This is a genomic window from Niveibacterium umoris, assembly GCF_014197015.1.
GTDB lineage: Bacteria > Pseudomonadota > Gammaproteobacteria > Burkholderiales > Rhodocyclaceae > Niveibacterium > Niveibacterium umoris.
Map to the genome: position 1 here is coordinate 1,353,371 of NZ_JACIET010000002.1, position 25,315 is coordinate 1,378,685.

The 25,315-nt window shown below is 66.3% G+C and carries 28 protein-coding genes; 7 read left to right on the plus strand and 21 right to left on the minus strand.

Annotated features, from left to right (window positions below):
- Positions 1–68 precede the first annotated feature (68 nt).
- From GGR36_RS18215 to ruvA, 3 genes are all read right to left on the minus strand, one after another.
- A complete protein-coding gene (locus GGR36_RS18215; protein ID WP_183636217.1) occupies positions 69–971 on the minus strand; it encodes a DMT family transporter in 903 nt (300 codons plus the stop codon).
- Positions 972–1,059: 88 nt separating this feature from the next.
- Positions 1,060–1,779 carry a UPF0149 family protein gene (locus tag GGR36_RS18220; RefSeq protein ID WP_183636219.1) on the minus strand — a complete coding sequence of 240 codons (720 nt, stop codon included), beginning with the start codon at positions 1,777–1,779 and terminating at the stop codon, positions 1,060–1,062.
- A 45-nt stretch (positions 1,780–1,824) separates the two neighbouring features.
- Positions 1,825–2,412 (minus strand): Holliday junction branch migration protein RuvA, encoded by a 588-nt coding sequence (gene ruvA, locus GGR36_RS18225; RefSeq protein WP_183636222.1) that lies wholly within the window; start codon positions 2,410–2,412, stop codon positions 1,825–1,827.
- Positions 2,413–2,562: 150 nt separating this feature from the next.
- On the opposite strand from ruvA, the gene GGR36_RS18230 reads away from it, so the two are divergent.
- Together GGR36_RS18230 and GGR36_RS18235 are read left to right on the plus strand one after the other, a co-directional pair.
- Entirely contained in the window at positions 2,563–2,787 is a 225-nt protein-coding gene (locus tag GGR36_RS18230) for a YgdI/YgdR family lipoprotein (protein ID WP_207064499.1), read from the plus strand.
- 172 nt (positions 2,788–2,959) lie between these two features.
- Positions 2,960–3,838 (plus strand): hypothetical protein, encoded by an 879-nt coding sequence (locus GGR36_RS18235; RefSeq protein ID WP_183636224.1) that lies wholly within the window; start codon positions 2,960–2,962, stop codon positions 3,836–3,838.
- A 122-nt stretch (positions 3,839–3,960) separates the two neighbouring features.
- Here the strand turns inward: GGR36_RS18235 and GGR36_RS18240 are convergent, their stop codons facing one another.
- Genes GGR36_RS18240 through rng form a run of 4 tightly spaced genes read right to left on the minus strand, consistent with a single transcriptional unit; the run spans position 3,961 to position 7,090 of the window.
- Positions 3,961–4,572, minus strand: a complete 612-nt coding sequence (locus tag GGR36_RS18240) for a glutathione S-transferase family protein (protein WP_183636226.1) — start codon at positions 4,570–4,572, stop codon at positions 3,961–3,963.
- Entirely contained in the window at positions 4,569–4,979 is a 411-nt protein-coding gene (locus GGR36_RS18245; protein WP_183636228.1) for a hypothetical protein, read from the minus strand. The genes GGR36_RS18240 and GGR36_RS18245 overlap by 4 nt, the downstream gene beginning before the upstream one ends.
- Complete coding sequence (locus tag GGR36_RS18250) at positions 4,976–5,623, minus strand: HAD family hydrolase (protein WP_183636230.1); 648 nt, start codon at positions 5,621–5,623, stop codon at positions 4,976–4,978. Before GGR36_RS18250 ends, GGR36_RS18245 begins: the two co-directional genes overlap by 4 nt.
- A 12-nt stretch (positions 5,624–5,635) precedes the next feature.
- Positions 5,636–7,090, minus strand: a complete 1,455-nt coding sequence (gene rng / locus GGR36_RS18255; RefSeq protein ID WP_183636232.1) for a ribonuclease G — start codon at positions 7,088–7,090, stop codon at positions 5,636–5,638.
- Positions 7,091–7,240: 150 nt separating this feature from the next.
- Between rng and GGR36_RS18260 the strand changes: the two genes are divergently transcribed.
- From GGR36_RS18260 to GGR36_RS18275, 4 genes are all read left to right on the plus strand, one after another.
- Positions 7,241–8,434 carry a BaiN/RdsA family NAD(P)/FAD-dependent oxidoreductase gene (locus GGR36_RS18260; RefSeq protein WP_183636233.1) on the plus strand — a complete coding sequence of 398 codons (1,194 nt, stop codon included), beginning with the start codon at positions 7,241–7,243 and terminating at the stop codon, positions 8,432–8,434.
- Positions 8,435–8,527: 93 nt separating this feature from the next.
- Positions 8,528–9,757 (plus strand): hypothetical protein, encoded by a 1,230-nt coding sequence (locus tag GGR36_RS18265; protein ID WP_183636235.1) that lies wholly within the window; start codon positions 8,528–8,530, stop codon positions 9,755–9,757.
- Between the two features lie 4 nt (positions 9,758–9,761).
- Positions 9,762–10,214 carry a hypothetical protein gene (locus GGR36_RS18270; RefSeq protein WP_183636236.1) on the plus strand — a complete coding sequence of 151 codons (453 nt, stop codon included), beginning with the start codon at positions 9,762–9,764 and terminating at the stop codon, positions 10,212–10,214.
- Positions 10,215–10,239: 25 nt separating this feature from the next.
- Positions 10,240–11,817 (plus strand): diguanylate cyclase, encoded by a 1,578-nt coding sequence (locus GGR36_RS18275; RefSeq protein WP_183636238.1) that lies wholly within the window; start codon positions 10,240–10,242, stop codon positions 11,815–11,817.
- On the opposite strand, the gene GGR36_RS18280 is transcribed toward GGR36_RS18275, so the two are convergent.
- The 10 genes from GGR36_RS18280 to GGR36_RS18325 all read right to left on the minus strand — a co-directional run bounded on the left by GGR36_RS18280 (position 11,814) and on the right by GGR36_RS18325 (position 18,138).
- Entirely contained in the window at positions 11,814–12,425 is a 612-nt protein-coding gene (locus tag GGR36_RS18280) for a Maf family protein (protein WP_183636240.1), read from the minus strand. The genes GGR36_RS18275 and GGR36_RS18280 overlap by 4 nt on opposite strands.
- Before the next feature lie 101 nt (positions 12,426–12,526).
- Positions 12,527–12,925 carry a GFA family protein gene (locus GGR36_RS18285; RefSeq protein ID WP_183636242.1) on the minus strand — a complete coding sequence of 133 codons (399 nt, stop codon included), beginning with the start codon at positions 12,923–12,925 and terminating at the stop codon, positions 12,527–12,529.
- A 47-nt stretch (positions 12,926–12,972) separates the two neighbouring features.
- The gene (rlmH, locus tag GGR36_RS18290; protein ID WP_183636244.1) at positions 12,973–13,443 is read right to left on the minus strand and encodes a 23S rRNA (pseudouridine(1915)-N(3))-methyltransferase RlmH; all 471 of its coding nucleotides are present in this window, start codon (positions 13,441–13,443) and stop codon (positions 12,973–12,975) included.
- Positions 13,443–13,811: a ribosome silencing factor gene (rsfS, locus tag GGR36_RS18295; protein ID WP_183636247.1), complete on the minus strand. Its 369-nt coding sequence runs from the start codon at positions 13,809–13,811 to the stop codon at positions 13,443–13,445. Before rsfS ends, rlmH begins: the two co-directional genes overlap by 1 nt.
- A gap of 21 nt (positions 13,812–13,832) precedes the next feature.
- Positions 13,833–14,504 (minus strand): nicotinate-nucleotide adenylyltransferase, encoded by a 672-nt coding sequence (nadD, locus tag GGR36_RS18300; protein ID WP_183636249.1) that lies wholly within the window; start codon positions 14,502–14,504, stop codon positions 13,833–13,835.
- Positions 14,488–15,234 carry a hypothetical protein gene (locus GGR36_RS18305; protein ID WP_183636251.1) on the minus strand — a complete coding sequence of 249 codons (747 nt, stop codon included), beginning with the start codon at positions 15,232–15,234 and terminating at the stop codon, positions 14,488–14,490. The genes nadD and GGR36_RS18305 overlap by 17 nt, the downstream gene beginning before the upstream one ends.
- Position 15,235: 1 nt before the next feature.
- Positions 15,236–15,976 carry a BPSS1780 family membrane protein gene (locus GGR36_RS18310; protein WP_183636253.1) on the minus strand — a complete coding sequence of 247 codons (741 nt, stop codon included), beginning with the start codon at positions 15,974–15,976 and terminating at the stop codon, positions 15,236–15,238.
- A 72-nt stretch (positions 15,977–16,048) separates the two neighbouring features.
- Positions 16,049–16,993 (minus strand): homoserine kinase, encoded by a 945-nt coding sequence (locus GGR36_RS18315; protein WP_183636255.1) that lies wholly within the window; start codon positions 16,991–16,993, stop codon positions 16,049–16,051.
- Between the two features lie 63 nt (positions 16,994–17,056).
- Positions 17,057–17,398, minus strand: a complete 342-nt coding sequence (locus GGR36_RS18320; RefSeq protein ID WP_183636257.1) for a DUF2782 domain-containing protein — start codon at positions 17,396–17,398, stop codon at positions 17,057–17,059.
- Positions 17,399–17,409: 11 nt separating this feature from the next.
- On the minus strand, positions 17,410–18,138 hold the full coding sequence (locus tag GGR36_RS18325; protein WP_183636260.1) for an LOG family protein: 729 nt from the start codon (positions 18,136–18,138) through the stop codon (positions 17,410–17,412).
- Positions 18,139–18,213: 75 nt separating this feature from the next.
- Between GGR36_RS18325 and polA the strand changes: the two genes are divergently transcribed.
- Positions 18,214–21,009: a DNA polymerase I gene (polA, locus tag GGR36_RS18330; protein ID WP_183636261.1), complete on the plus strand. Its 2,796-nt coding sequence runs from the start codon at positions 18,214–18,216 to the stop codon at positions 21,007–21,009.
- 71 nt (positions 21,010–21,080) lie between these two features.
- Here polA and GGR36_RS18335 read toward each other — a convergent pair whose 3' ends face one another.
- From GGR36_RS18335 to GGR36_RS18350, 4 genes are all read right to left on the minus strand, one after another.
- The gene (locus GGR36_RS18335; RefSeq protein ID WP_183636263.1) at positions 21,081–21,944 is read right to left on the minus strand and encodes a glycosyltransferase family 2 protein; all 864 of its coding nucleotides are present in this window, start codon (positions 21,942–21,944) and stop codon (positions 21,081–21,083) included.
- Between the two features lie 149 nt (positions 21,945–22,093).
- Complete coding sequence (locus GGR36_RS18340) at positions 22,094–23,230, minus strand: glycosyltransferase (RefSeq protein ID WP_183636265.1); 1,137 nt, start codon at positions 23,228–23,230, stop codon at positions 22,094–22,096.
- Positions 23,227–23,952, minus strand: coding sequence for a polysaccharide deacetylase family protein (locus GGR36_RS18345; RefSeq protein WP_207064501.1), 726 nt, complete (start codon positions 23,950–23,952; stop codon positions 23,227–23,229). Before GGR36_RS18345 ends, GGR36_RS18340 begins: the two co-directional genes overlap by 4 nt.
- Before the next feature lie 138 nt (positions 23,953–24,090).
- A complete protein-coding gene (locus GGR36_RS18350) occupies positions 24,091–25,302 on the minus strand; it encodes an O-antigen ligase family protein (protein ID WP_183636266.1) in 1,212 nt (403 codons plus the stop codon).
- Positions 25,303–25,315: the final 13 nt, after the last annotated feature.

A 25,315-nucleotide genomic window follows, 5' to 3' on the forward strand; every position in this document is an offset into this window, starting at 1 on the left:
GTGAATGCCGAGCAATCTACACCTTTCGCCCGATCTGGCGGGGGGCTTCGACTGCACCTTGAGTTTCATCATCGCCCCGCGCTCTTGCGACCGGCGCCGGCGGCCGGCACGCTCACCAGCAGCACCCCGGCGACCGCACAGCCGAGCGCGATGCCGTGCGGCAATCCGAAATGCTCGCCAAGGAAGAGCACGCCGATGGTGGTCGAAGCCAGCGGCAGGGCAATCGTGAACACGCCGGCGTGGTTGGCAGGCACGCCGCGCAGGCCGCTCATCCACAACCACACCGAGAATACGCTGGCGCCGAGGGCGTAGAAGACCAGCAGGGTCCACATGCCCGGGGGCACGCTGGCGAAGCGGAAGTCGAGCGCCTGCCAGATGCCGAAGGGCGTCATCAGCAGGAAGCCGACCAGATTGATCAGCGCCGACACCCGCAGCGGTGGCAGGTGGGCGGAGACCTGCTTGCCGATCACCACATACGCCGCTTCGCAGGCGACTGCCCCGATCAGCAGCAGGTTGCCAGCGAGTGAGTTGACGCCGGTTGGGGCCTTCGACAGGCCCAGCGTTGCGATGCCGGCTACCGCGAGCAGCACCGCGAGCAGGTTGCGCGGGGCGAGGCGTTCGCCGAGGATCAGCCGCGATTGCAGCGCGACCATCGCCGGCAGGGTCGCGAGGATCACGCCAGCCGCGGTGGCCGAAGTCATCGACACGCCGTAGAGCATGCAGATCGAGAACAGGAAGTTGCCGAACAAACTTTGCAGGAACAACGCGCGCCAGGTCGAAGCGCGGATTTGTTCGCCCGGCTGCGGCAGCGTCTGCCGCAGCATCGCCAGCCCGCCGATGCCAAATCGCATCCAGGCGAGCAGAAAGACAGGGATCGTCGCGACCAGCGGTTTGGACAGGGCGACATAGCTGCCGACCACCGTCATCGAAAGGAAGAGCAGGGCGTAGCTGCGGAGCGGTTGTGCAGACATCGTGGCGGATCAGCGGGCCGGCGGTCGTTGCCGGCGTGCGCACGCGCAGCCCGGCAGCGCGGCTGCGCGTGAATCGGTTCGTCGGTGGTCAGTGCAGCTTTTCGGGCGAGCCGCAGCACTTCTTGAATTTCTTGCCGCTGCCGCAGGGGCAGAGGTCATTGCGGCCCGGCAGTTCAGGCGCGCGAATCGGCACGCGCGGCGCGGTGACGACGCGCATGTAGCGGCGCCAGAATCCGTACAGATACTGCAGGCCGGCGACCAGCGGGCTGAGCACCTCGTCGCGCTCGTCTTCGGTGAGCGGGTGTCCGGGCGACTTCTCGCCGCTGTCCATCGCGGCGATCAGGTTGAGCAGGGTGACGCACTCTTCGTCTTCTTCGAGCGCATCCCAGTGTTCCTCTTCCATCCATTCGAGCCCGTCGCGGAAGCCGCGCGCCCAGCCCTCGGCCAGCGGGTGGCCGCTCTCGTCCGGGTCGTCGAGCAGCGGGAAGTACATCGACTCCGAGCCCTCTTCCGCGCTGACACCCGACCAGTCTTCGCGAAAGCCGGTCGCCACCGTGTTCCAGTGCCGCATCAGCAACTCGATGGTTTCGCGCGCCTGCGCTTCCGATTCCCACTCCGGTTCCTCGACGCCGAGGACCGCCGGCACCCATTCGGAAGGCGGCACCATCTCCGGCCCGACCACCAGCGCGCAGAACAGGCCGTCCATCTCTTCGAGCGAGAGCGAATCGGGAAAGCGCGCCAGCAGGTCGTCGAGCGCGTCGAATTCGTCGTCGCTGAGGGGTTGGTGGATCTCGATTTCAGTGTTCATGGTGCATCCTGCAAAGAAGGGGCGCGCAATACGGCCGCCCCGGGGTCAGACCTTGGAGAGCAGCTTGAGCGCTGCGCGGATGCCATCGGAGACGCCGATGTCGGCGGGCAGCTGCTTGAGCGCCGCCTGCGCTTCCTTGTCGTTGTAGCCCAGCGCCAGCAGCGCGTTGGCGATGTCGCCCTGCGCACCCGCCGCGGCGCTGGCGGCATGTGCGTGCGCGGCAGGCAGCGCCTTGGGCAACTTGTCGCGCAGTTCGAGCAGCAAGCGTTCGGCCGTCTTCTTGCCGATGCCCGGCACCTTGGTCAGGCGCCCCGGCTCCTGCGATGCGACGACCTGCGCCAGTTCGTTCACCGACAGGCCCGACAGCACTGCCAGGGCGGTGCGCGCGCCGATGCCGGAGATCTTCAGCAACTGGCGGAAGGCGACGCGCTCTTCCTCGGCACCGAAGCCGTACAGGAAGTGGCCGTCTTCGCGCACTGCGAGGTGGGTGTGCAGCGTCACGGGCTGCCCGGTTGCGGGCAGGTTGTAGAAGGTGCTCATCGGCACCTCCAGCTCGTAGCCGACACCCCCGACATCCAGCAGGATCTGGGGTGGGTTCTTTTCGGCGAGGGTGCCGCGCAAGCGTCCGATCATGGATTCGACCAAGCATCAAAGCGGGAATTGTACGGCCTGCCGCGTATCACGCGATGGCAGGACCCCAACCGGTCGTCTAGGCTTAATGCGGGGCCCGAAAGAACAACGTAGCACGGGCCGGTTCGCAGACACTTACCAAGGGGGTTGGAGATGAAACGGATATCGATGGCTGTCGTGACCGCTGTTGCGCTGTCGCTCGGTCTGGCCGCATGTGGGGGCAGCCAGTACATCCTCAGTACCAAGGAAGGCCGGATGCTGGTTTCCGACGGTAAACCGCAGCTCGACGAGAAGACCGGCATGTACAAGCTGAAGGACGCCGACGGCAAGGCGACGATGGTGCCGAAGGCAGACATCGTTCAGATCATGGAACGCTGACCGTATCCCGTCCGCACGATCCGAAGGGCCGCTTGCGCGGCCCTTGTCAATTCCGGTGGCAGCCCCGGCTTCCCTCTGCTTGATCCTGCGCTAGTTCCCATCACACACCGGCCGGTATCCTTTTGCGCGCGTCGCTCGGAGCCGGCGCGCCACCGGATGGCTGGAAGCTGAAATGCGTGTGTTGTGGTGTCTTGTATTGCTGTTGCTGGGTGGCAGCGTGGGCGCGAGCCAGATCGAGGTGCGTTTTTCCCCCGGGCAGAGCCACGACGACAAGCGCTACACCTACTACTGGGAGTTGCTTGAAGCGGCGTTGTCTGCCACCCGTGCGAGCGACGGTGACTTCCGCATGACGCCGGTCGGCGAAACCATGAGCCCGGCGCGCGCCACGGCTGAAGTGGCCAGCGACGGCCTGATCAACGTCATCGTGCGCACCGCCGATGCCCGACTCGACAAGACCCTGCGACCGCTGCGGATTCCGCTCGACAAGGGGCTGACCGGTTACCGGCTGTTCCTCGTCAATCACGACGATCAGCCCGACATGGACCGGGTCGACAGCCTTGCCGATCTGCGCCGCCATGAGTTGGGGCAGGGGCGCGGTTGGGTGGACGTGGAGATCCTGCGATCGGCCGGGTTCAACGTGGTCGAGGGCGAGGGCTACGACTCGCTCTTCATGATGCTGGTTGCGCGGCGATTCAAGCTCTTTCCGCGGGGCATCAACGAGATCCAGGGGGAACTCGAGGCGCAGCGGGAGCGCTGCCCCTCCCTGGCAATCGAAAGACACCTGATCCTGTATTACCCGCTGCCGCGCTACTTCTACTTTGCGCGCACCGAAGCGGGCGAGCGCCTCGCACGGCGGGTGGAGGACGGCTTGCAGCGCTTGATCCGTTCCGGGGATTTTGAACGGCGTTATCGCGCCTACAAGAAACGGGTGCTGGGGAACCTGCCTTTGTCCGGCCGGCGCGTGTTCAGGATTGCCAATCCCGATTTGCCACCGGAAACACCGCTGAATCACGCGGCCTACTGGGACGATCTCGCGACCGAACTCCGTTGAGGCCGGCTCAGCGCAACGATGTCATGCCGCCGCTGCGGCTGGCGCACCGCACCGGCGGGGCTGCCGGGGGCGCGAGCGGCTCGCCTGACAGACGCCCTGCCGCGCCGCAAGCCGGCCAGCGGCTATTCGATGGGGTAGGCGACGAATTCAGGCAGCGTTTCTGCGCGCGCGGCGTGCGCCGCAAGCTTCGGGAGCGCCGCGCCGCTGAGCTGTCCGGGCAGGACAAACTGGACGAAGCGCCAGGCCACCGCGCAGGCCACATCGGCGGCGTCGGGTGTGCTGCCACCGAACCAGCCCTCGGCCGGCAGTTCGGTCTCGAGTAGTCCGAACGCGCGCTGCAACTGGCCGCTGATGCGCGCGATCCAGTCGTCCCAGCGCTTGTCCTCCGGCCGCAGCGCGATCTCGTAGTACCACTGCACGGCTTTTTCCATCGCGACCAGCGCAACGCCGACGCGGTAAAGCGCGCGTTGCCGGGCCGGATTGTCGGCCGGCATCAGGCGACGCTCCGCACTGGCCTGCGCCTCGATGTGGTCGAGGATCAGCGTGCTGTCCATCAGGATGCCGCCGTCGTCGCAGACCAGCGTGGGCGCCTTGATCAGCGGATTGATCGCGGCAAAGCGATCCATGTGGCGGAACACCGATACCGATTCGTGTTCGAGCGGAACGCCCATCAGCCGTGCCGAAATCGCGACGCGCCGCACATAGGGTGAATCGAGCATGCCGATCAGTTTCATCGCGCTTCCTCTTTCGTGGCATTGCCGGGCCGCGCGGCGCGCCGGGTGCAGTCCTCGGCAGTCTGGCGCAGGCGCGTCAGCACGGCGCGCGCTTCGTCGGGCGACTTGACCGGAATCTTCGCGTCGTAGCCGCTGCCGAAATTGCCGCCGCCGAAAGTGATCTGCACTGAATCAGCACGGGTTTCGACGTATTGGACGATGCCGAGGTTGATCCAGCGCTGGACGCCGTTTTCTGCCGGCAGCGCGAACAGGCAGAAGGCGGTGGAACCGTTCGGGCCGCTGCTTGCCGCAGTGGCGGGCCCTGCTGGCGTCGCATTCGTGCCGCTCGGCGCGCTCTGCGTCTGCGCGACAGCCTGCCCTGCGACCAGCAGTGTGAAGGCGACCAGCAACGGGACGACAGGCTTCATGAGAGTTCCTCGACAATGGCGAACAGCGACGGAATCACCTGCGCGCCCGACGCGAGTACATCAGCGTCGGGGGGCAGCAAATCGGGCACCACACGCACCTGCATGCCGGCGGCCAGTGCGGCACGCGCACCGGCGTTGGAGTCTTCCAGCGCGAGACAGTTCGCCGGCGCGACGCCGAGGCGCTCGGCCGCGGCGAGGAAGATGTCGGGCGCGGGCTTGCCGTGCGCCACCTGGTCGCCGCCCACCACCGCGTGCATGCGATGGGCAATGCCGCAGCATTCCAGTTTGAAGAGGGCGCGCCCGTGACTGGTCGAGGTCGCCACCGCGCGCGGCAGCGCGAGCGCGTCGAGCCGGTCGAGCAGTTCGGTGACGCCGGGCTTCAAGGGGATCTCGCCCGCCGCGATGACGGCTTCGTAGCGCCGTGCGAACTCGGCGCTGTGGGCCTCGACATGATCGGCGTGGCCGAAGAGCGCTTCCAGCAGCTGCGCGTTGTCACGCGCGTTGCGGCCGATCATCGCGAGCGCGGTTTCTTCCCGCCACGGCAGGCCCAGTGCGGTGCAAGCATCGCGACCGATGCCGAAGGCAATGCGTTCGCTGTCGAGCAGCAGGCCATCCATATCGAAGATCACGGCAAGGATGGTCATGGACGCTTCAGCTCACAGCAGCACGATGTCGAACTGCTCGGGGTTGTAACTGGTCTCGGCTTGCAGCGAGATCGGCTTGCCGATGAAGTCCGACAGCATCGCCAGCGACTGCGATTCCTCGTCGAGGAAGAGGTCGATTACCGACGGCGCCGCCAGCACGCGGTATTCCTTGGCGTTGAACTGACGCGCCTCGCGCACCAGCTCGCGCAGGATTTCGTAGGCCACCGTGCGCGAGGTCTTGATTTCGCCGCGGCCGCTGCAGGTGGGGCAGGGTTCGCACAGGATGTGGGCGAGCGATTCGCGTGTGCGCTTGCGGGTCATCTCGACCAGGCCGAGCGAAGTGAAACCACCGACCGATACTTTGGTGTGGTCGCGCGCCAGCGCCTTGTTCAGCTCGGCCAGCACGGTGCTGCGGTGCTCGTCGCTTTCCATGTCGATGAAATCGAGCAGGATGATGCCGCCGAGGTTGCGCAGGCGCAGCTGGCGTGCGATCGCCAGCGCCGCTTCGAGGTTGGTCTTGAATACCGTGTCGTCGAAGGTGCGTGCGCCGACGAAGCCGCCGGTGTTCACGTCGATCGTGGTGAGCGCTTCGGTCTGGTCGATGATCAGGTAGCCGCCGCTTTTCAGGTCGACCCGCCGCGACAGCGCCTTCTGGATCTCGTCTTCGACGCCGTGCAGGTCGAACAGGGTGCGTTCGCCGCTGTAGTGGTCGAGCAGCGATGCCACTTGCGGCATGTATTCCGTCGCGAAGGCATTTAGCTTCTGGTAGTTCTCGCGCGAGTCGATGACGATCTTCTCGGTCTCGGGCGACACCAGGTCACGCAGCACCCGCTGCGCCAGGTTCAGATCGTGGTACAGCGCCAGCGGCGGATGGGCGCCGACCGAGCGTGACTGGATCTCGCGCCAGATCTTGCGCAGATAGGCGATGTCGGCACCGAGCTCCGCATCGCTGGCGCGTTCGGCCATGGTGCGCACGATGAAGCCGCCGTTCTCGTCCGCCGGCACCAGCTGGTGCAGACGCTCGCGCAGCGCGAGGCGGCCTTCCTCGCTCTCGATCCGCTGCGAGATGCCGATGTGCTTTTCCTGCGGCAGGTAAACCAGCAGACGGCCGGCGATGCTGATCTGCGTCGAGAGCCGTGCCCCCTTGGTGCCGATCGGGTCCTTGAGCACCTGGACGACGAGGTTCTGACCCTCGTGCAGGATTTTCTCGATCGGACGCTGCACCTCGCCGGCATGGCGGTCGAACCAGATGTCGGCGACATGCAGGAAGGCGGTGCGCTCCAGCCCGATGTCGATGAAGGCCGACTGCATGCCCGGCAGCACGCGCACCACGCGCCCGAGGTACACATTGCCGACAAAGCCGCGCGAATGTTCGCGCTCGATATGCAGTTCCTGTACGACCCCGTTCTGCAACATTGCAACCCGGGTTTCCTGCGGCGTGAAATTGATGAGGAAGGATTCGCTCATGATGAAGCTCGAAGTGTGATGCGGGAGCATCCCTTTTCAGAGGTGCTCCCGCATCGCACACCGGCGGTGCGAATCCGGGTTGCTGCCGCATTCTAACCGCCCGTCTCCCAAACTGCCCGGTAAGATCACGCGCTCTTCTTGGAGTTCGGCATGGCGGAACAGTTCGATGTGGCGGTGATCGGCGCGGGCGCGGCCGGCATGATGGCGGCGGCCGTTGCCGGGCAACGCGGCCGGCGCGTGGTGCTGATCGATCACGCCGCGCACCTGGCCGAGAAGGTCCGCATCTCCGGCGGCGGTCGCTGCAACTTCACCAATCTGGGGGCCGGACCGGCCAACTACCTGTCGGACAACCCGCACTTCTGCCGTTCGGCCCTCTCGCGCTACACGCCGCGTGACTTCCTCGACCTGATCGAACGCCATGGCGTGCGCTGGCATGAAAAGCACAAGGGCCAACTGTTCTGCGACGACAGCGCGCAGGACATCATCGATGTGCTGGTCGCCGAATGTGCCGCCGGCAACGTCGCCTGGCGGCGGCCCTGTGCGGTGGCCGAGATCACGCGCGAGGGCGAAGGCTTCCTGCTTGCGACCGACGCGGGCTTGATCCGGGCGGGCGCGCTGGTGATCGCCACTGGCGGGCTGTCGATCCCGAAGATCGGCGCGACCGATCTGGGCTACCGCATCGCACGCCAGTTCGACTTGCCGCTGGTGCCGACCCGCCCGGCGCTGGTACCGCTGACCTTCACCGCCGAGGAGTGGGCGCCGTTCGCCGAACTTTCCGGCGTGTCGCTGGAAGTCGATGTCGCCTTCGGCGAAGGCAAGGCGCGGCCGCGCTTCCGCGAAGACCTGCTATTCACGCACCGCGGCCTCTCCGGTCCGGCGATCCTGCAGATCTCGTCCTTCTGGCAGCCGGGGCGATCGATCGAACTGGACCTGGCCCCCGGCACGGATGTCGCCGAGGCGCTGGTGAGCGGCAAGGCCGGTAACCGCCAGCAGGTGCAGAACGCCTTGGCGCAGTGGCTGCCGCGCCGGCTTGCCGAACGTTGGGCCGAGGCCGCGGGACTCAGCGGCAGGCCGCTCGCCGACTGTGCCGACAAGGCGCTGCGTGCGCTCGGTCAGCAACTCAATGCCTGGCAGATCAAGCCGGCTGGGTCGGAGGGCTATCGCAAGGCCGAGGTGACCGCAGGGGGCGTAGATACCCGCGCACTCGACCAGAAGACGATGATGGCCAAGGCGGTGCCGGGGCTCTACTTTGTCGGCGAGGTGATGGATGTGACCGGTTGGCTCGGCGGCTACAACTTCCAGTGGGCCTGGGCCAGCGGCTACGCGGCGGGCGTCACGGTTTGACCCGCGGCCGCCCGCGTGAAGCGGGCGTGCGGGTCCCTCAAGTCGCATCGGAGCCAGCCGTTACCACTCCCAGAGGCTGATCCGGGAGGTGCCGTGCACCGATGCATTGTGGGGGGGCTGGTCGCAGCTTGTGTCGTCGCATCGCCGGCGCATGCCGAGGGGATGCTGCCCGGCCCGTGGGGCCTCGGCGCGTTCGGCACGCTCGGCCTCGCGCATGGCAGTTCGCCGGATGTGCATGTGCGGCGGGATCTGTCCCAGCCCGGCACCGGCACCAACGACGCCACCTCTGCAGCGGTTGATAGCCGCGTCGGGGTGCAGGTCAACTATGCCCCGGCCGACAACGTCGAGTTTGTCGCCCAGGCCTTGTCGCGCTACCGGTATGACGCCAGCTGGCGCCCCGAGCTGACCTGGGCGTTCGGTCGCTATCGCACCGACGCCGGGGTGGACCTCAGGCTGGGTCGCCTGGGCTTCGACGTCTTTCTGCTCGCGGACTCGGCCAACGTCGGGTACTCCTACCTCGCGGTGCGCCCCCAGCCCAATTACTACGGCGGGGTGACGCTCAACTACTTCGATGGTGCCGACGCGAGCTTCAACCGACCGCTTGCTGACGGCGTCGTGCGCCTCAAGGTGTATGGCGGAGTGGCGCGCGGCAAGCTGCCCACCGACAACGACGGCAACGCGCTGGAGCTGGAGGGCTCGCCGCTGGCCGGACTGGCATTGAGCTACCTCGACGAAACATGGCAACTGCGCTTGGGCTACACGCATGTGCATTCGAAGCATGAGTTGCCTTACCCCGGCCTGTTCGAGGCGCTCCGCGGCCTGAACATGCCCGAAGGCGATCAGCTGGCTGCACGTCTGGCGCTGGAAGGGGCGCGACTGGACTACTGGTCGCTGGCGGCGACGTACTCGGCCGGGCGGGTCAGTGTTTCCGGCGCCGTCAGTTACCTCGACAGCTCAGCCGAGTCGCTGCATTCCTACTACGCGAGTTTTGTTGAGGCGGGCTACCGGTTCGGTCGGATCACCCCGTATGCGGGGGCGAGCTTGTCGCGCTCGACATCGCTGGATATCACAACCGGCTTGCCGCCCGACCCGGCGCTCGCGCCGATCGACGCCGCCGCCCGTGCACTGCTGACCAGCGGCCTGACCAACTGTCGATCGATGATGCTCGGTGCACGCTGGGACTTCGCCGCGGGCATGGATCTGAAGCTGCAGATCGAGCGGATCCGCGGGGACTACGCGCTGGTGCCGTGGTTCGAACCGGGCAAGTCGGGCCAGCCGTTCACGATGACCGTCGGGTCGGTCGCGCTGGATTTTGTGTTCTGACGCCATGACGCGATTCCGCTCACTACTTCTGACGCTGTTGTTCGCGGGCGAGGCGTGGGCGGGGGATCTGGTCGTGATTTCGAATCCCGCCGCAGGCATCGAGCGGCTGCGCAGGGAAGACGTGATCAACCTCTACATGGGGCGTTTTCGACAGCTGCCGTCGGGGATTGCCGCAACGCCGGTCGATCTGGCGCAGGAGGCCGGACCTCAGAAGCAGCAGTTCTACGAGCGGCTCGTCGGGCGCGACCTGGCCGAGATTCGTGCCTACTGGTCGCGGCTCACCTTCTCGGGGCAGGCTTCGCCGCCGATGCAGGTGGGCAGTGAGGCACAGGTGCTCGACGTCGTCGCGAGCCGTGTTGGCGCCGTGGGCTACGTCCATCGCCGAGCGGTGGATGCACGGGTGCACATTGTTTACGAACTGGGGGATCCGGGTGCTGCCACGCCTCACACGCCGTAGTCTGAGCCTCAGATCCGGACTGATCGTGCTTCTGATCGGTGTTTTCGCCGGACTGCTGGTGGCGGCGGCGAGCATGCCGTATGTGCTGAAGCTGGAGGCTGAAGAGGCGGGCGGCGAGGTGCAGCGCCTGCTTGATGCCATCGAGGATACGGTCAGTTCCGCCTGCTTCGTCAACGACAGCGAGCTCGCCAGGCAGGCGCTCTCCGGCATCCTGCGTGGCGGGACAATCTCGTCGGCATCGATTCTGGCCAACGGACATGTCATGGCGACGGTGGGTACCCGGCCGCCGGTGTCGAAGAGCGTCGTGCGCGCAGTGCGTTCGCCGTTTTTCCAGGCCGAGACCGTGTGCGAGATCCGGGTCGAGACCAGCGAGCAGATGTTGCGTGCCCGCGTGTACGAGGCCACCGGCCAGACGCTGGCGTTCATGGCCATGCAGGGCGCAATCGTGGCGCTCGCCGCCATGGCGGGCGTTGCGCTGTTCGTGACCCGCCCGATTCAGAGGATCTCGGGCGCCCTTCACGGTATCTCACGCGGCAAGGACGGCGTCATCGTCGTCCCCAAGGGGCACGACGACGACGAAATCGGGCAGTTGGTGGCAGACACCAACGGGATGATCGAGAGCCTGACTCGCGCAGCCGCGATCGAGCGGGGCTTGAGAGAGCAGCGCGAGCGCGACGAGCAGCGGCTGCGGATGATTTTCGAGAATGCGGAGACGGGGCTCTTCACGCTCGACGCCGAAGGGCGCATGCAGTCATGGAACCCGGCCTGTGTGCGGGTGCTGGGCGGGCCTTTGCATCACGACGAGCACCCCAGTCTGGAGGATCTCCTTCCGCCCCTTGCGACGCAGATTTCGGCCATGCGGCAACGCTGCGGGGAGCGCGAACGTTCCGTTTCAGAAGACCTTGAAATCAGCGATGAGAGCGGCCTGCAACGCTGGATCCAGCTTGTGCTCACGCCGTCTGGCGGCGGTACGCTGCAGGGGCTGGCGAATGACATCTCCGATCGCAAGCGGGCCGAGGAGGCCGCGCGGGAACTCGCGGTCACCGACAGCCTGACAGGCGTGCTGAACCGGCTGGGCTTCAATCGTCGCCTTGCTGATCTGGTCTCGGAGCATGCCCGCGACCGCCGGCATGGATTCTCGCTGGCGATGATCGACCTCGACTGGTTCAAGCAGGTCAACGACACCCACGGGCATGATGCGGGCGACCACGTCTTGCGGGTGGTGGCGAAGCGGCTCGAAGGGCTGGTGCGCCGCACCGACACGGTGGCGCGGCTCGGAGGCGACGAATTTGTCGTCCTGCTCGACGGCGTGATCGACGAGGCCGCAGCGCTCACCATCCTGCACAAGGTTCGGCAAGCGGTGCTGGAACCCATTTCGCTCGAAACTGGCGCGATCGCGCATGTCGGCGCCAGCATCGGCCTGACGGTGGTCAGCGAGACCCTGTGCGGACCCGAGGAAGTGATGCGACGTGCCGATGCCGCGATGTATGCGGTGAAGAAGGCGAGCCGCAACGACGTGCAGCTGTTCGGCGCGCAGGGGGCTCCGTCTGCCGGCGCCGCGCCGTCGCTGCCCGGTGCGACTGCCGAACGCGCATCAGGCTAGGCCGGGTAGCCGAAAACCCGCAGCAGTTGCGCGGTTTCGTGCAGCGGCAGGCCAACGATGCCGGTGTAGGAGCCACGGATCTCGGCCACGAAGGCGGCAGCGCGACCCTGAATGCCGTAGGCGCCGGCCTTGTCCATCGGTTCGCCGCTGGCGACGTAGCGCCGGATTTCCTCGTCGCTGAGCGCGCCGAACCGCACCTCGCTGACCGACAGCCGGTGCTCGATGCGGGTGCCATCGGCCATCGCGATGGCGGTCAGTACGCGGTGGCTGCGCCCGGACAGGCGCTGCAGGATCGCGACGGCGTCCGCCTCGTCCGCCGGTTTGCCGATGATCTCGCCATCAACGTCGATCGTGGTATCCGCCGACAGCACCGGGTGCGGCACCAGGCTGCGCATGGCCAGCCGGTTCCAGCCACCGGCGGCCTTGGCGCGTGCCACCCGCACGACGTAGTCGTCGGGGTGTTCGCCCGGCAGCACGTCTTCGCAGACGTCCGGGTCTTCGCGCGGCGGCGCCCGGAACAGCAGGGTGTCGAAGGCCACGCCGATCTGATGCAGCAGTTCGCGGCGACGCGGGCTACGGGAAGCGAGGTAGATGCGGGGTGGCAGCATGGTGAGATCGTTTGCGTCAGAGGGGGCGGGACGATGCGAGGCCGCACCGCCCGAACGAAACCGGGCTCGCCGTTCGCCCAAACGTGCAGAGACCTTGGTGCTCAGGCGTCATTGTTGGTCGAGCCGGGTTGCGCTTCCAGTTCATCGAAGAATTTCCCGCTGTCCGCGCCGTCGAACTTGCGCACGCGTACCGAAGCGATGAGGGCGGGATCGAAATTGCCCAGATGCACACCATGCCGGTCGCCGGGTTGCGGCACCAGCGGCTCCCAGTGTGTGACGCAGCCACAGGTTCGGCAACGGATGGTGCGCAGTGTCCGGTCGCCCTGAATGTATTCGGTGGTCGATTCCGGGTGGCCCTCGATCCTGACCGTGCCAAACGCGAAGTAGACCCAGGGCCCGCCGATGCGCCGGCACAGCGAGCAATTGCACTGCGTTGCCACCTCCGGCGTGCTCGGCAAGGTCAATCGGACGGCGCCGCAATGGCAGGATCCCTGGTGCATCTGACACGCTCCTCAAGGCTTGGTCCGGCGGCTGGCCACTTGCCGTCTTACTCGCGATGGTAGGGGTGGTTCTTGGTTACGCTCCAGGCGCGGTACAGCGCCTCTGCCAGCAAGACGCGCACCATCGCGTGCGGCAGCGTGAGTGACGAGAGGCGGATCTTTTCCTGCGCGGCCTGCTTGAGCGAGGGGTCGAGGCCGTCCGGCCCGCCGATTACCAGCGCGACATCGTCGCCTTCGCCGAGCCAGCGTTCCAGGCGCTGGGCGAGCGACTTCGTGGTGAGGTCGTCGCCGCGTTCGTCGAGAATCACCAGGCGCGCCCGTGGCGGCAAGGCGGCGCGGATGCGCTCGGCTTCCAGCGCCATCATCTGTTCGGCGCTCTTGCCGCCTGAGCGCGGCTCGGCCTTCACTTCGACCAGTTCGATCGCACATTCGCGCGGCATGCGCTTGGCGAAATCGCCAAAGGCTTCATCGACCCAGCCCGGCATGCGGTGGCCGACGGCCACGATCAACAGGCGCATCAGCCCGCCGCAGCGCGCAGTTCGGCGTGGGGGCGGTGCCGCGCCGGTGTCGTCGACCAGATTTCTTCCAGGTTGTAGTAGCTGCGCACCGCCGGTTGCATGACATGCACGACGATGTCGCCCAGATCGACCAGCACCCATTCGCCGGTCTGTTCGCCTTCGATGCTGATGACTTCGCCGCCGGCTTCGCGCACCTTGTCCTGCACATGGCGGGCGAGCGCCTTGGTCTGGCGGTTGGAATCTCCACTGGCGATCACGATGCGATCGAACATGGAGGTGAGACGGGTGGTGTTGATGACTTCGATATCCTTGCCCTTGATGTCTTCGAGGGCGTCCACGACCAGCTTTTCAAGTGTCGAGATGTTCATCAGGTTGGTTCTTCCTCCGGTTCAGTTGGCATCGCCTGCGTAGAGGCGATGCTGGGCAATATAGTCGACAACCCCATCCGGCAAAAGGTAGCGCGGGCTTTCATGGCAGGCGCACTGCGCACGGATGGCGGTGGCGGAAATGTCGAGCGGCGTGATCGGGAAACGCAGGATCAGGCCGCCGGGCGCTTCGGCGAGTTGCGCAACCTCGCCTGCGCGCCGCCGGCAGTGTTCGGCCAGTTCGGGCGCCAGCGCTTCCGGCTCGAACGAGTGCCCGGGCCGTGTCGCGACTGCGATGTGGGCGAGCGCGAACAGGGTTTCCCAGCGGTGCCAGCTGGGCAGCCCGGCGAAGGCGTCGGCACCGAGCAGCAGCACCAGCGGGCGCGCGGCACCGAGTTCGCTGCGCAGGCGTTCGAGCGTCGGCACGGTGTAGCTCGGTGCATCGCTGAGCACTTCTGCGGCATCGACTTCCAGATGCGGATTGGCGGCTGCGGCGAGCCGCGTCATCGCAAGCCGGTGTGCCGCGCCAGCGCCCGGTGCACCACGATGCGCCGGGCGCCCGGCCGGAATCAGGCGAACTCTGGCAAGGCCCAGTTGTGCGTGTGCCTCTTCGGCCAGTCGCAGATGGCCGAAGTGGATCGGGTCGAAGGTGCCGCCGAGGATGCCGAGCGGCGTCAGTTCAGTCTGCGGGGGCATCCCAGAGCGCCGGGAAGATGTCCCGGGTGCTGGCGTAGAAGGCCGAGAACAGCGCCGGCAGCAGCGCAAGCGCCAGCACCGAGATGATGGCGGCCCCGAAGGCCGGTGCGATGGCGGTGAGCAGACCCGCCGCGAGACTGGGCAGCAACACGAACACGACCAGGCTGCTGAGGCAGAACACCGCCACGGCGCCGAGGTTGCGATACACCGCGATCATGCTGAAGAAGGCGGACTTGAGCGGTGGCGTGCCGAGGCGCCCGGTCAGCAGCGGCGAGAACCAGTTGGCCATCAGCAGCGGCATCGACAGCACCACCGACACGACGGGGCTCTGCGTGAGCTGTTCCAGCGCGAAGACCGCCAGTGAATAGGCGAGCATCAGCCCACTGAGCTGCATCAGGCGGCCGATGTTGCGCGAGAAGCCGCCGAGCACGGCCGCAGGCATCACCATCTGCCCCTCGTGAATACGGTGGCAGACCTCGTAGAGCCCGACCAGCAATGGCGGCGCCAGCAGCGAGAGGGCGCACTGCGCGAGCAGCGCGACCTTTTCCATTGTCTCGGGCGACTTCTCGTCGCCGCCCACCAGCGCGGTCGCGCCAGCGAGCATCAGCATGATGAGAAGCATCATCAGCATGAGGTTGGCGGCGAGCGCGAAGGGGTTGCGGCGGTAAAGCGCAAAGCCTTCCTTCACCCAGATCCAGCCGCGCGCGGGCGGCAGCTTGAGCGCCTGCATCTCAGACCACCGTCGCCGGGCTGGCGCCGATCACGTCGCGCCACGAGGCGTAGATCGTCGTGGCGACAAGCGGGATCACGACCACGATGCCGAAGCCGAAGGTCATCGTGATCACCAGCGGTATGCCGATCACCAGGCACAGCCCGACCACCGCGCTGGCGCCCGGGTTATGCACGGCCGCGCGGAAGGACAGCCGCATTGCGTCGAAGGGCGAGGCGCGGTTGAGCATGACGAGCGCCGGGGCGAACCACAGCGCGAGCAGCATGGCCATCACAACGACGAAGGAGACGAAAAGGTCGACCAGCCAGCTCACGACGAAGGTGATCCAGTCGAAATGGGCGAGCCCGGTAACGTCGAGGATCATGCCCAGCAGCAGGCTGGTGATCATCGCGAGGATGCCGGTTGCGGTCAGCGCGATGCCCTGCAGCACGCCGATCATGGCAAGGTTGGCGGCGTGGCGACGCAGGCCATCCCACAGTTCGTTGATCTTCAGTGTGCCGGTCTCGTCCGAGTGGCGCGCCGCCGCGACCATGCCGCCGGCGAGTATCTGCAGCACCACCATTGCCAGCACGCGGCCGATGAAGGGCAGCCACACCGCAATGGCGATCACGACGAAGGCCGCAGCCCCCATCACTGCCCAGCTTGCCGGGTGCGCCATGAAGAGCCGCCAGCCCTCTCTCAGCCAGTTCAGCGCGCGGCTGGGCGGGACGCTGGCAGGGACGGGGATGTGGTGGGCGTGCATGGGTTTCGATCAACAGTGCAGGGGAAGGGCCCGATGCTACCAAATGCGGGCGCCTTCCCGTTGCTTTGGCGCTCAGGGCAGTTGCGTGGCGTCGGGGCGGGCGATGCGGGCACGCAGGATGGCGCGGAACTCGGCCGGGTTCTTCACCAGCACCATTTCGCCTTCGCGCGGGCGGTGGAAGTCTTCCAGCCGCGACAGCCAGAAGCGTAGTGCGGCGCGACGCAGCATCGTCGGCCAGGCTTCGCGTTCGGCGCGGGTGAAGGGGCGGTCGGCGTGGTAGGCGAGCAGGAAGGCATTGGCGCGCTGCGGATCGAGCGCGCCATCCGGCCCGCCGCACCAGTCGTTGAGCGTGACGGCGACATCGAGCAGCAAGGCGTCGGTGCACGCGAAGTAGAAATCGATCACGCCACCGACATGTTCGCCATCCCACAGCACGTTGTCGCGGAACAGGTCGGCGTGGATCGTGCCCTGCGGCAGATCGACCGCGTCGAGGGCGCGCTGTACATGCAGCTCGGCTTCGAGCAAGGCGCGATCGTCCGCATCCAGGTGCGGCAGTACTGTCGCGGCGGTCGTTTCGCGCCACGCCGGGCCGCGCGGATTTTCCTGACGCCGGCCGTAGGACATGCCGGCCAGATGCAGCCCGGCCAGCATCGCACCGAGCCGTTCGCATTGCGCAACCGTGGGCGTCTCCACCGAACGCCCTGCAAGTCGCGCCACCATCACCGCGGGGCGGCCTGCGAGGGTGCCGAGGTAATCGTTGTCGCGCGTCGCGATCGGCGCCGGCACCGGCAGGCCGTGTCGCGCCAGATGCGCCATCAGGTGCAGGTAGTAGGGCAGTTCGGCGCGCGGCACGCTCTCGAACAGCGTCAGCACGTAACGGCCGAGCGTGGTGGTGACGAAGAAGTTGCTGTTCTGAACGCCGGCTTCGATGCCGCGCAACTCGGTCAGGCGGCCGACGGCATAGCCGACCAGCCATTCGCGCATCTGTTCAGGGGTAACTGGGGTGAATACGGACATCGGAATCGGTGGGTTGGCCGATGGCGGCACAAGTGAAGGTGCCGCCGACTGCCGTGCAAGGGTCTACCAGCTCATGATCAGCCACATCGGCACGGCCATGCCGCGCCCGTCTTCGTCGGCGCGAGAGAACACGCCGTCGCCCTTCTGGTCGACCAGGTAGTAGGGTTTGCCGACCGCCGGCGTGACCTTGATCATGTAGAGCTTGCCGCGCAGGCGGTACTCCTCGATCTTCTCGCCCTCGCGTTGCTTGGTCGTGACTTCCGGCGCCTCGTCCGCCTTCACCGCGCCGGTCGGGGGCGGTGGCGGTTCGGGGATGGGTTCCAGCTTGGGTTTTGCGTCCTCGGCCATCGCGCTGCCGGAAACCAGCAAGGCGATCAGCAGGAAACGATGCAGGTGCTTAAGCATGGTGTCGGGTCTCACAGGTTCAGCATCAGCTCGTGTTCGCCCGGCAGGGGTTCGAAACCGCGATGCTCGTAATGTTTGAAAATGGCCTCGACCACCTCTTCCGGCGAGTCGATCACCTGGATCAGGTCGAGGTCTTCAGGGTTCACCATCTTCTCGGCAACAAGGCGGTCGCGGAACCAGTCGATCAGCCCGCCCCAGAAGGGCGAGTGCACCAGGATCACCGGAATCCGCCGGCTCTTGCGCGTCTGGATCAGCGTCAGCGCCTCCATCAGCTCGTCCAGGGTGCCGAAACCGCCGGGCATCACCACATAAGCACTGGCGCATTTGACGAACATGTACTTGCGCGCGAAGAAGTGGTGAAAGGTCTGCGATACATCCTGGTACGGGTTGCCGTGCTGCTCCATCGGCAACTGGATGTTCAGGCCCACCGAAGGCGACTTGCCGAAGAAGGCCCCCTTGTTCGCCGCTTCCATGATGCCGGGGCCGCCCCCCGAGATCACCGCGAAACCGGAGTCGGAGAGCAGGCGCGCGATGGTTTCCGCCTTCTGGTAGTACGGGTCGTCCGGTTTCGTGCGGGCGCTGCCGAAGATACTCACGGCCGGGCGGATCGGTGCGAGGCGCTCAGTTGCCTCGACGAACTCTGACATAATTCCGAAGATCCGCCATGCCTCCCGCGCCATCTGGTGGTGCATGCCCGGCGTGGCGGTTGTCAGGGGCGGGAGTTTTTCTTTCGCGCTCATTCTTGTCTTTCGTTGCAGGATCGTTCCGGTGCCGATGCCGGAACCGCGCCTGTCGCGCTCACCGGTGGATGACCCATGCCGACGCTCTTGCTGGTCGACGGATCCTCGTATCTGTACCGCGCATTCCATGCCATGCCCGACATGCGGAATGCCCGCGGAGAGCCTACTGGCGCGGTGTTCGGGGTGCTGAACATGCTACGCCGGCTACTGGGTGACTACAAGGCGGACCGCCTCGCCTGTGTCTTCGACGCCAAGGGCAAGACCTTCCGCGAAGACCTCTATCCCGACTACAAGGCGCATCGCCCGCCGATGCCGGATGACCTGCGCCTGCAGATCGAACCGATCCACGCCTGCATCCAGGCGATGGGCTGGCCGATCGTGATGGTCGAAGGCATCGAGGCCGATGACGTGATCGGCACGCTGGCGCGGCGCGGCGAAGCGGCCGGCTACGACGTGGTGATCTCGACCGGCGACAAGGACATGGCGCAGCTCGTGACGCCGCGCGTAAAACTGGTCAATACGATGAGCAATGAGGTGCTCGACGAGGCCGGTGTGCTGGCGAAATTCGGCGTACCGCCGACGCGCATCATCGACTACCTCGCGCTGGTCGGCGACGCGGTGGACAACGTGCCGGGCGTCGAGAAGTGCGGGCCGAAGACGGCCGTGAAATGGCTGACCGAATTCGAGTCGCTGGATGGTGTGGTCGCGGCCGCGCAGCAGAAGGAACAGAAGGGCAAGAAGGAAGAATGGAAGATCGGCGGCGTGGTCGGAGACAAGCTGCGTGCGCATCTCGACTTCCTGCCGCTGGGTCGCAAGCTGGTCACGATCGAGACCGACTGCGAGCTGCCGGTCACGCTGGACGAGCTGCACTACGGCGCAAGTCAGCAGGAGACGCTGGCCGAGTGGTTCGAGCGCTTGCAGTTCCGCACCTGGCTGAAGGAAACGCGCGCGGCGATGGGCGGCGGCGCGGCAGACAGCACGGTTGCGGGCGATGCCGCGCCGGCAGCTGCGGCGCCTGAAACGCCGACGCAAGCCTCGCTGCTGGGCGAACCCGGCGCGCACCGCAAGGGCTATGTCACCCTGCGCGATTGGGCCAGCTTCGATGCCTGGCTGGCGAAGATCACCGCGGCGGAGCTGACCGCCTTCGATACCGAAACCGACAACCTCGACCCGATGCTGGCGCGCCTCGTCGGCATGAGCTTCTGCGTGACCGAGGGAGAAGCCGCTTACCTGCCGCTCGGGCATCGCTATCCGGACGCGCCGGAACAGCTTCCGCTCGGGCTGGTGCTCGACAAGCTGCGTGGCTGGTTTGAATCCGACGCGCACCGCAAGGTCGGCCAGAACCTCAAGTACGACATGCACGTGCTGGCCAATCACGGCATCCGGTTGCGGGGCGTCGCGCACGACACGCTGCTCGAATCCTTTGTCGTCGAGAGCGACAAGGGACACGACCTCGACCAGCTCGCCAAGCGCCATGCCGGCATGCTCGACACGCTGAGTTACACCGACGTGTGCGGCAAGGGCGCCAACCAGATCGGCTTCCAGGAAGTCGAGATCGGCCGCGCGACGGAGTACGCAGCGGAGGACGCGGATGCCACGTTGCGGGTGCACCATGTGCTCGACCACCGGGTGAAGGCCGAAGCGCAGCTCGACACGCTCTACCGTGAGGTCGAACTGCCGGCGCTGGAAGTGTTGTGGGCGATGGAACGCAACGGTGTGCTGATCGACCGCGAGCTGCTCCTCAAACAGTCCGACATGCTTGGCCGCCGCATGCTTGAACTCGAGGCCGAGGCCCATGCGCTTGCCAAGCAGCCCTTCAATCTGAACAGCCCCAAGCAGATCCAGGAGATCCTGTTCGAGCGCGAGCAGCTGCCGGTGCTGAAGAAGACGCCCGGCGGCCAGCCTTCGACCGACGAAGAAGTGCTGCAGCAGCTGGCGCTCGATTACCCGCTGCCGAAACTGCTGCTCGAATACCGCGGCATGGCCAAGCTCAAGAGCACTTACACCGACAAGCTGCCGCGTTCGGTGAACCCGGACACTGGCCGCGTGCACACCAGCTTCTCGCAGGCTGGCGCGGTCACCGGCCGACTGTCGAGCTCCGAGCCCAATCTGCAGAACATCCCGGTGCGTACCGAAGAGGGGCGGCGTATCCGTGCTGCGTTCATCGCCGCGCCGGGTAACGTCATCGTGTCGGCCGACTACTCGCAGATCGAACTGCGCATCATGGCGCACCTGTCGGACGACGCCGGCCTGCTCGAAGCCTTTGCGCAAGGGCTGGATGTGCACCGCGCCACCGCAGCCGAGGTCTTCGGCCTGCAGGCGTCCGAGGTCACCAGCGAGCAGCGTCGTTACGCGAAGGCGATCAACTTTGGCCTCATCTACGGCATGAGTGCGCACGGGCTGGCCAAGGCGCTGGATCTGGAACGCAGCGCCGCGCAGGCCTACATCGACCGCTACTTCGCGCGCTACCCCGGTGTCGCGCGCTACATGGAAGAAACCCGCCGGTTCGCGCGCGAGCACGGCTATGTCGAAACGGTGTTTGGCCGCCGCCTGATGCTGCCCGAGATCCGCGCCGCGCAGGTCGGCCGCCGTCAGGGTGCCGAACGCGCGGCGATCAACGCGCCTATGCAAGGCACTGCCGCGGATATCGTCAAGATCGCGATGCGCCGGGTGTATGACTGGCTGCAGGGCAGCACGCTGCAGTCGAAGCTATTGCTTCAAGTGCACGACGAACTGGTGCTCGAAGTGCCGCAGGGTGAGCTCGATGTGGTCAAGCCGAAACTCGCCGAACTGATGAGCGGCGCTGCACGGTTGAAGGTCCCGCTGCTGGTCGAAGTCGGCGCCGGCGCCAACTGGGACGAGGCCCATTAGGGCTTCGCGTTACGAGGCCCATTATGGCCTCGCGTTACGAAGCGCATTAGCGCTTCGCGCGACAAGCGGGATCAGCGCAGACGCAGCTTGAGCTTGTCCAGCCAGGCCTTGCGACGATAAGCGGGGTCGTCATCCGGCTCCGGCAGGGCGCCGACCCACGGCGACCCGCGGTGCAGCACATGCCGCGTGAAGGTCGATGAACTGATGCCCCACTTGCGCAGGAACTGCAGGCGCCCCTTGTTGTGCTTGATGCGCTTCGTCGACTTCGACGGGAAGTGGTAAACCAGCGCGTCACCGACGCCGAGGAAGTGTCGGCTGCCCAGGTGCCAAAGCTTCATCGACAGATCCGGGTCGGAGTACATGCCGGGCGAGAACTCGATACTGAAGCCGCCGACGATGTCCCAGGTGTCGGCCGGCAGCAGCAGCGGTGGCCAGGTGGCGCCGGTCCAGTCGGGTTTGGCGAGCTTTGGCAGGTCGCGCAGCAAGTCGGCTTCGCGGAAGTCCGCCCAATCTCGCCCGTAGTCGGCGACGATCGCGCTGTCGTTGCCCGAATCGCGTGCCTCGATCAGCGTGCCCGACACCATGAAGTGTTCGACGCCTTCGGCAGCCAATGCATCGGCGCGCGCGACCATCAGCCGGTCCAGTCCCGGGCAGACGAACATGTCGTCATTCAGGTAGAGGATGTAGCGGCCCCGCGCACGGCTGCGCGCCAGGTTCATCGCGTGGCAGATGCCGACGTTCTTCGCCGTGTGGGTGTGGGCGATGCCTTGCGCGCGCACCCAGTCGAGCGTGCCGTCGCTGCCGTCGTTGATGTGCAGGATCACCTCGACGTCCGCTGCGACGTTGCGCCGCAGGCTGGCGAGGCAGTGCTGCAGGCAGTCGAGGTTGTTCCAGGTCGGGATCAGGATCGATAGATCCGGGCGCGGGGCGTTCATGCGGAATTCCTGTTCAGGGAAGGTCTGAATAAGTGGCTGCGACGGCGCATCGCTGCGTTGCGGCGTGCTCGCTCCCGCGCCTATCCATCTGAGTTGTCTTGGTCGCTGCGCGCGCCGCGTCTTGCGCTGCATCCCTCTCGCTCACTTTTTCAGACCTTCCTCAGTGCGCGCAGGTACAGCGCTTCCTGCGCGCGGGCGATCTGTGGCCAGTCGAAACGCGCGGCGACTGCGCGGCCGGCTTCGGCCAGGCGCTGGTGCAGTGCCGTGTCGTCGAGCAGGCGCGCGATCTGTTGCGCGAGATAGGCTGCATCCTTCGGATCGGGCAGCAGCAGCGCATCGGCGCCATCACGCAATTCGGCACTGATGCCGCACCAGGGCGCGGCGCTGACGATGACCGGCAGGCCATAGGCCATGGCTTCGGCGACGACCATGCCGAAGGTGTCTTCGAGGGTCGGGTGCACCAGTAAGTCTGCCGCACGGTAGGCCGGCGTCGGGTCGGCCAGCACGCCTGCGAAATGTACGCGTGCCGCAATGCCGAGTTCCTCCGCACGCTTGCGTGCCGGCGGAATGTAGTTGGCGTTGCCGACCACCAGCAGATGCGCCAAGGGGTTGCTCACCATCGCTTGCTGCAGCGCCGGCAAGCCCTTCTTGTCATAGTCGCCGGCGATGAACAGCAGCAGTGGCGCGTCGACCGGAATGCCGTAACGGGTACGGGTGTCGCCACGATCATTGGCCGCCTTCGCCGCGGCCACGCCGGGCGGAACGATGTCGATGTGGCCGCGCAATGCCGGGTAGGCGGTGGCCACATCGTCGCGCAGTGCCTCCGACACTGCGATCATGCAGCGGCCAGCCCGCATGCGCGCCGCCTCGATCCAGAAGTAGAAGGCAAGCCGCGGGCTGGTGAAGACTTCGAACCAGCGTGCGGCACGTCGCCAGCCGGTGATGCCGGTGAAGCGCGTGGCGCGAATCGGGCGTACATGGATGGTCTGCACATTGCCGTGCGACACCGCTTCATGCGAATGCACGATGTCGAAGCCGAGGCGCGTTTGCCAGTGCGTCCATGCGGAGAACCAGCCAAGGTTCAGCCAGCGCGGGCGGGTGAGGAATTGCGGTACGCGGTGCGTCGTGACGCCGGGGATCTCGATGCAAAGATCCTGTGCAAACACATGCACGTCATGGCGCGCCGCGAGTTGCTGCACCAGCGCGATGGCGTAACGTTCCGCGCCACCGCCGGCCGGGTCGAAGCGGCGCGTCAGCACGGCGATGCGCAGGCGCGGTATGGTCACCGGTAACGGTCCTCGTAGCCGGTCGCAATCTTGGCGATGAAGTGGCCGAGGTGGTTCGACTGCGCGACCAGCACGCGTGGCAAAGCGAGCAGATCGTCGCCCGGGCGGGCACGGCCGCGTTGCACCGTGGTGGCGGTGACATAGCCCGCTTCGGCCGCGAGCGCGCGATGCGAGGCATCGAAACGGCCGTAGGGGTAGCAGAAGTGGCGTACCTCGGTCTGCAACGCGGATTCGAGTTCGCGCTTGCTGCCGGCGATCTCGTCGCGGGCCCTTGCGGCATCCAGCGTCGTCAGGTCGGAGTGGTGACGCGAGTGGGCGCCGACATCCATGCCGGCGTCCAGCCATTGGCGGAACTCGCTGGCCTGCATCAGCGGTTTCTGCGGCACGCCATGCGCGGCATCCCAGTCGTTGGCGCCGCCAAAAGCGTTGCTGACGGCATAGCAGGTGGCGGTGAAGCCGTTGGCGCGCAGCACCGGCAAGGCGTGCTCAAGGTTGTTGCGGTAGCCGTCGTCGAAGCTGATGCCGACGACGCGATCGTTGCGCTCGCCGCGCAGCCAGGGCTCCAGATCGCGCAGCGACACACCGCGATAGCCGAGCAGCCGCAGCACGCGCATCTGCCGTGCAAAGGCGCCGGGCGATACGACCATGCCGCGCATCGGCGTGCCGGACGGCGGTGGCACGTCCACCTGGTGGTACATGAGGATTGGAATCGTGCGACGCATCGGCACTCAGGAACGTCCTGAAAAAATGGCTGCGACGGCGCATCGCTGCGTTACGGCGTGCTGGTTCCCGCGCCTATCGCTCTGATATGTCTTGGTCGCTGCGCGCGCCACGCCTGGCGCTGCATCCTTCTCGCTCATTTATTCAGATCTTCCTTGGGCTTCCGGCCAACCAGCCGCGAGGGCAACGGTCAGCAGCGCATAGAAGTGGCCTTCAAGGTTGTCGAGGATGAAGGAATTGAAGCAGTCGCCGACGATCATTGTGACCAGCAGCGCGTAGCTCAGATAGCGCACGGTTGGGTCCAGCGTCGCGGCGCGCCGCCATTGCACGCCCCACAGCGCGAGCAGCAGCGCGAGGCCGACAAGGCCGGTCTGGCTCCATACCAGCAAGTATTCGTTGTGCGGATTCGGCGTGATGTGGATGCCGTCGAGCTTCTGGCTCTCGGCCAACGCACGGTATTCCGGCCTGAAGCTGCCGGTGCCGCCGCCGAATACCGGATGCTGCTTGATCAGCGTGAGGCTGTTGCGCCAGAACTCCATGCGCACGCCGTCATTGGTGCCGGTGTTGCCGCCGCGGAATTGCTGGACGTCGCTGACCGAGGTGTCGATGCGCGTGCGCACCGTGTTCGATGCGTAATACACGCCAACGCTGAGCAGCGCGGCGGCCACGGCGCCGATGGCGATGCCCTTGAAGCCGAAACGCTTGTGGGCGATCACCGGTACCAGGAAGAGGAATACGAATTGCCCGGTGCGGCCAGTATTCACGAAAAACAGGTTGAACAGCGACAGCGCGCCGACGGTAGCCCACAGCGCGCGCTGCGCCGGCCGTGCCTGCCACAGCCACAGGCAGGCGCAGACGATAAAGGCGAGCAGGATGCTGAAGCCGGTGTGACCGCCGAAGCCGGCATACAGTCCGACACCGCCCATATCCGGAATGACCTTGAACCACCGCAGGTAGGACGTCAGCAAAGCCACACAGAAGCCGGCGAAGAAGCCGGCGAAGACGCGCCAGCGCCATTCGGCCTGGGTGATGACCGACAGCATCAGCGGGATCAACAGCAGTTCGCGGTAGTGCCACCAGTCGTCGGCCGAGGGCCGCAAGGGCGCCGGCGACCATGCGACGGAAATCCCCATCCACACGAACAGCGTCAGCGAGAGCGCGGCGATCGGCTGCCCTGCAATGATCCGCAGCCGGGCGACGTAGTCCGCGCTGGCGATCCAGAACAGCAGGAAGAGCGCGGTAGTGATGCTGATCCAGGCGGCGGGCAGCGGCACCGAGAAGGCCGCGGCGACACACAGCCAGCGCGCGGCGTTTTCGACTCGGCCACGCAGGCCCGGGGCAGCGGCGGTCATGGATGCTGACATG

What these genes read in the sequence shown, in the direction of transcription:
- GGR36_RS18215 (WP_183636217.1), bottom strand. Translation starts at nt 971, where the DNA reads ATGTCTGCACAACCGCTCCGCAGCTACGCCCTGCTCTTCCTTTCGATG.
- GGR36_RS18220 (WP_183636219.1), bottom strand. Translation starts at nt 1,779, where the DNA reads ATGAACACTGAAATCGAGATCCACCAACCCCTCAGCGACGACGAATTC.
- ruvA (WP_183636222.1), bottom strand. Translation starts at nt 2,412, where the DNA reads ATGATCGGACGCTTGCGCGGCACCCTCGCCGAAAAGAACCCACCCCAG.
- GGR36_RS18230 (WP_207064499.1), top strand. Translation starts at nt 2,563, where the DNA reads ATGAAACGGATATCGATGGCTGTCGTGACCGCTGTTGCGCTGTCGCTC.
- GGR36_RS18235 (WP_183636224.1), top strand. Translation starts at nt 2,960, where the DNA reads ATGCGTGTGTTGTGGTGTCTTGTATTGCTGTTGCTGGGTGGCAGCGTG.
- GGR36_RS18240 (WP_183636226.1), bottom strand. Translation starts at nt 4,572, where the DNA reads ATGAAACTGATCGGCATGCTCGATTCACCCTATGTGCGGCGCGTCGCG.
- GGR36_RS18245 (WP_183636228.1), bottom strand. Translation starts at nt 4,979, where the DNA reads ATGAAGCCTGTCGTCCCGTTGCTGGTCGCCTTCACACTGCTGGTCGCA.
- GGR36_RS18250 (WP_183636230.1), bottom strand. Translation starts at nt 5,623, where the DNA reads ATGACCATCCTTGCCGTGATCTTCGATATGGATGGCCTGCTGCTCGAC.
- rng (WP_183636232.1), bottom strand. Translation starts at nt 7,090, where the DNA reads ATGAGCGAATCCTTCCTCATCAATTTCACGCCGCAGGAAACCCGGGTT.
- GGR36_RS18260 (WP_183636233.1), top strand. Translation starts at nt 7,241, where the DNA reads ATGGCGGAACAGTTCGATGTGGCGGTGATCGGCGCGGGCGCGGCCGGC.
- GGR36_RS18270 (WP_183636236.1), top strand. Translation starts at nt 9,762, where the DNA reads ATGACGCGATTCCGCTCACTACTTCTGACGCTGTTGTTCGCGGGCGAG.
- GGR36_RS18280 (WP_183636240.1), bottom strand. Translation starts at nt 12,425, where the DNA reads ATGCTGCCACCCCGCATCTACCTCGCTTCCCGTAGCCCGCGTCGCCGC.
- GGR36_RS18285 (WP_183636242.1), bottom strand. Translation starts at nt 12,925, where the DNA reads ATGCACCAGGGATCCTGCCATTGCGGCGCCGTCCGATTGACCTTGCCG.
- rlmH (WP_183636244.1), bottom strand. Translation starts at nt 13,443, where the DNA reads ATGCGCCTGTTGATCGTGGCCGTCGGCCACCGCATGCCGGGCTGGGTC.
- rsfS (WP_183636247.1), bottom strand. Translation starts at nt 13,811, where the DNA reads ATGAACATCTCGACACTTGAAAAGCTGGTCGTGGACGCCCTCGAAGAC.
- nadD (WP_183636249.1), bottom strand. Translation starts at nt 14,504, where the DNA reads ATGCCCCCGCAGACTGAACTGACGCCGCTCGGCATCCTCGGCGGCACC.
- GGR36_RS18305 (WP_183636251.1), bottom strand. Translation starts at nt 15,234, where the DNA reads ATGCAGGCGCTCAAGCTGCCGCCCGCGCGCGGCTGGATCTGGGTGAAG.
- GGR36_RS18310 (WP_183636253.1), bottom strand. Translation starts at nt 15,976, where the DNA reads ATGCACGCCCACCACATCCCCGTCCCTGCCAGCGTCCCGCCCAGCCGC.
- GGR36_RS18315 (WP_183636255.1), bottom strand. Translation starts at nt 16,993, where the DNA reads ATGTCCGTATTCACCCCAGTTACCCCTGAACAGATGCGCGAATGGCTG.
- GGR36_RS18320 (WP_183636257.1), bottom strand. Translation starts at nt 17,398, where the DNA reads ATGCTTAAGCACCTGCATCGTTTCCTGCTGATCGCCTTGCTGGTTTCC.
- GGR36_RS18325 (WP_183636260.1), bottom strand. Translation starts at nt 18,138, where the DNA reads ATGAGCGCGAAAGAAAAACTCCCGCCCCTGACAACCGCCACGCCGGGC.
- polA (WP_183636261.1), top strand. Translation starts at nt 18,214, where the DNA reads ATGCCGACGCTCTTGCTGGTCGACGGATCCTCGTATCTGTACCGCGCA.
- GGR36_RS18335 (WP_183636263.1), bottom strand. Translation starts at nt 21,944, where the DNA reads ATGAACGCCCCGCGCCCGGATCTATCGATCCTGATCCCGACCTGGAAC.
- GGR36_RS18345 (WP_207064501.1), bottom strand. Translation starts at nt 23,952, where the DNA reads ATGCGTCGCACGATTCCAATCCTCATGTACCACCAGGTGGACGTGCCA.
- GGR36_RS18350 (WP_183636266.1), bottom strand. Translation starts at nt 25,302, where the DNA reads ATGACCGCCGCTGCCCCGGGCCTGCGTGGCCGAGTCGAAAACGCCGCG.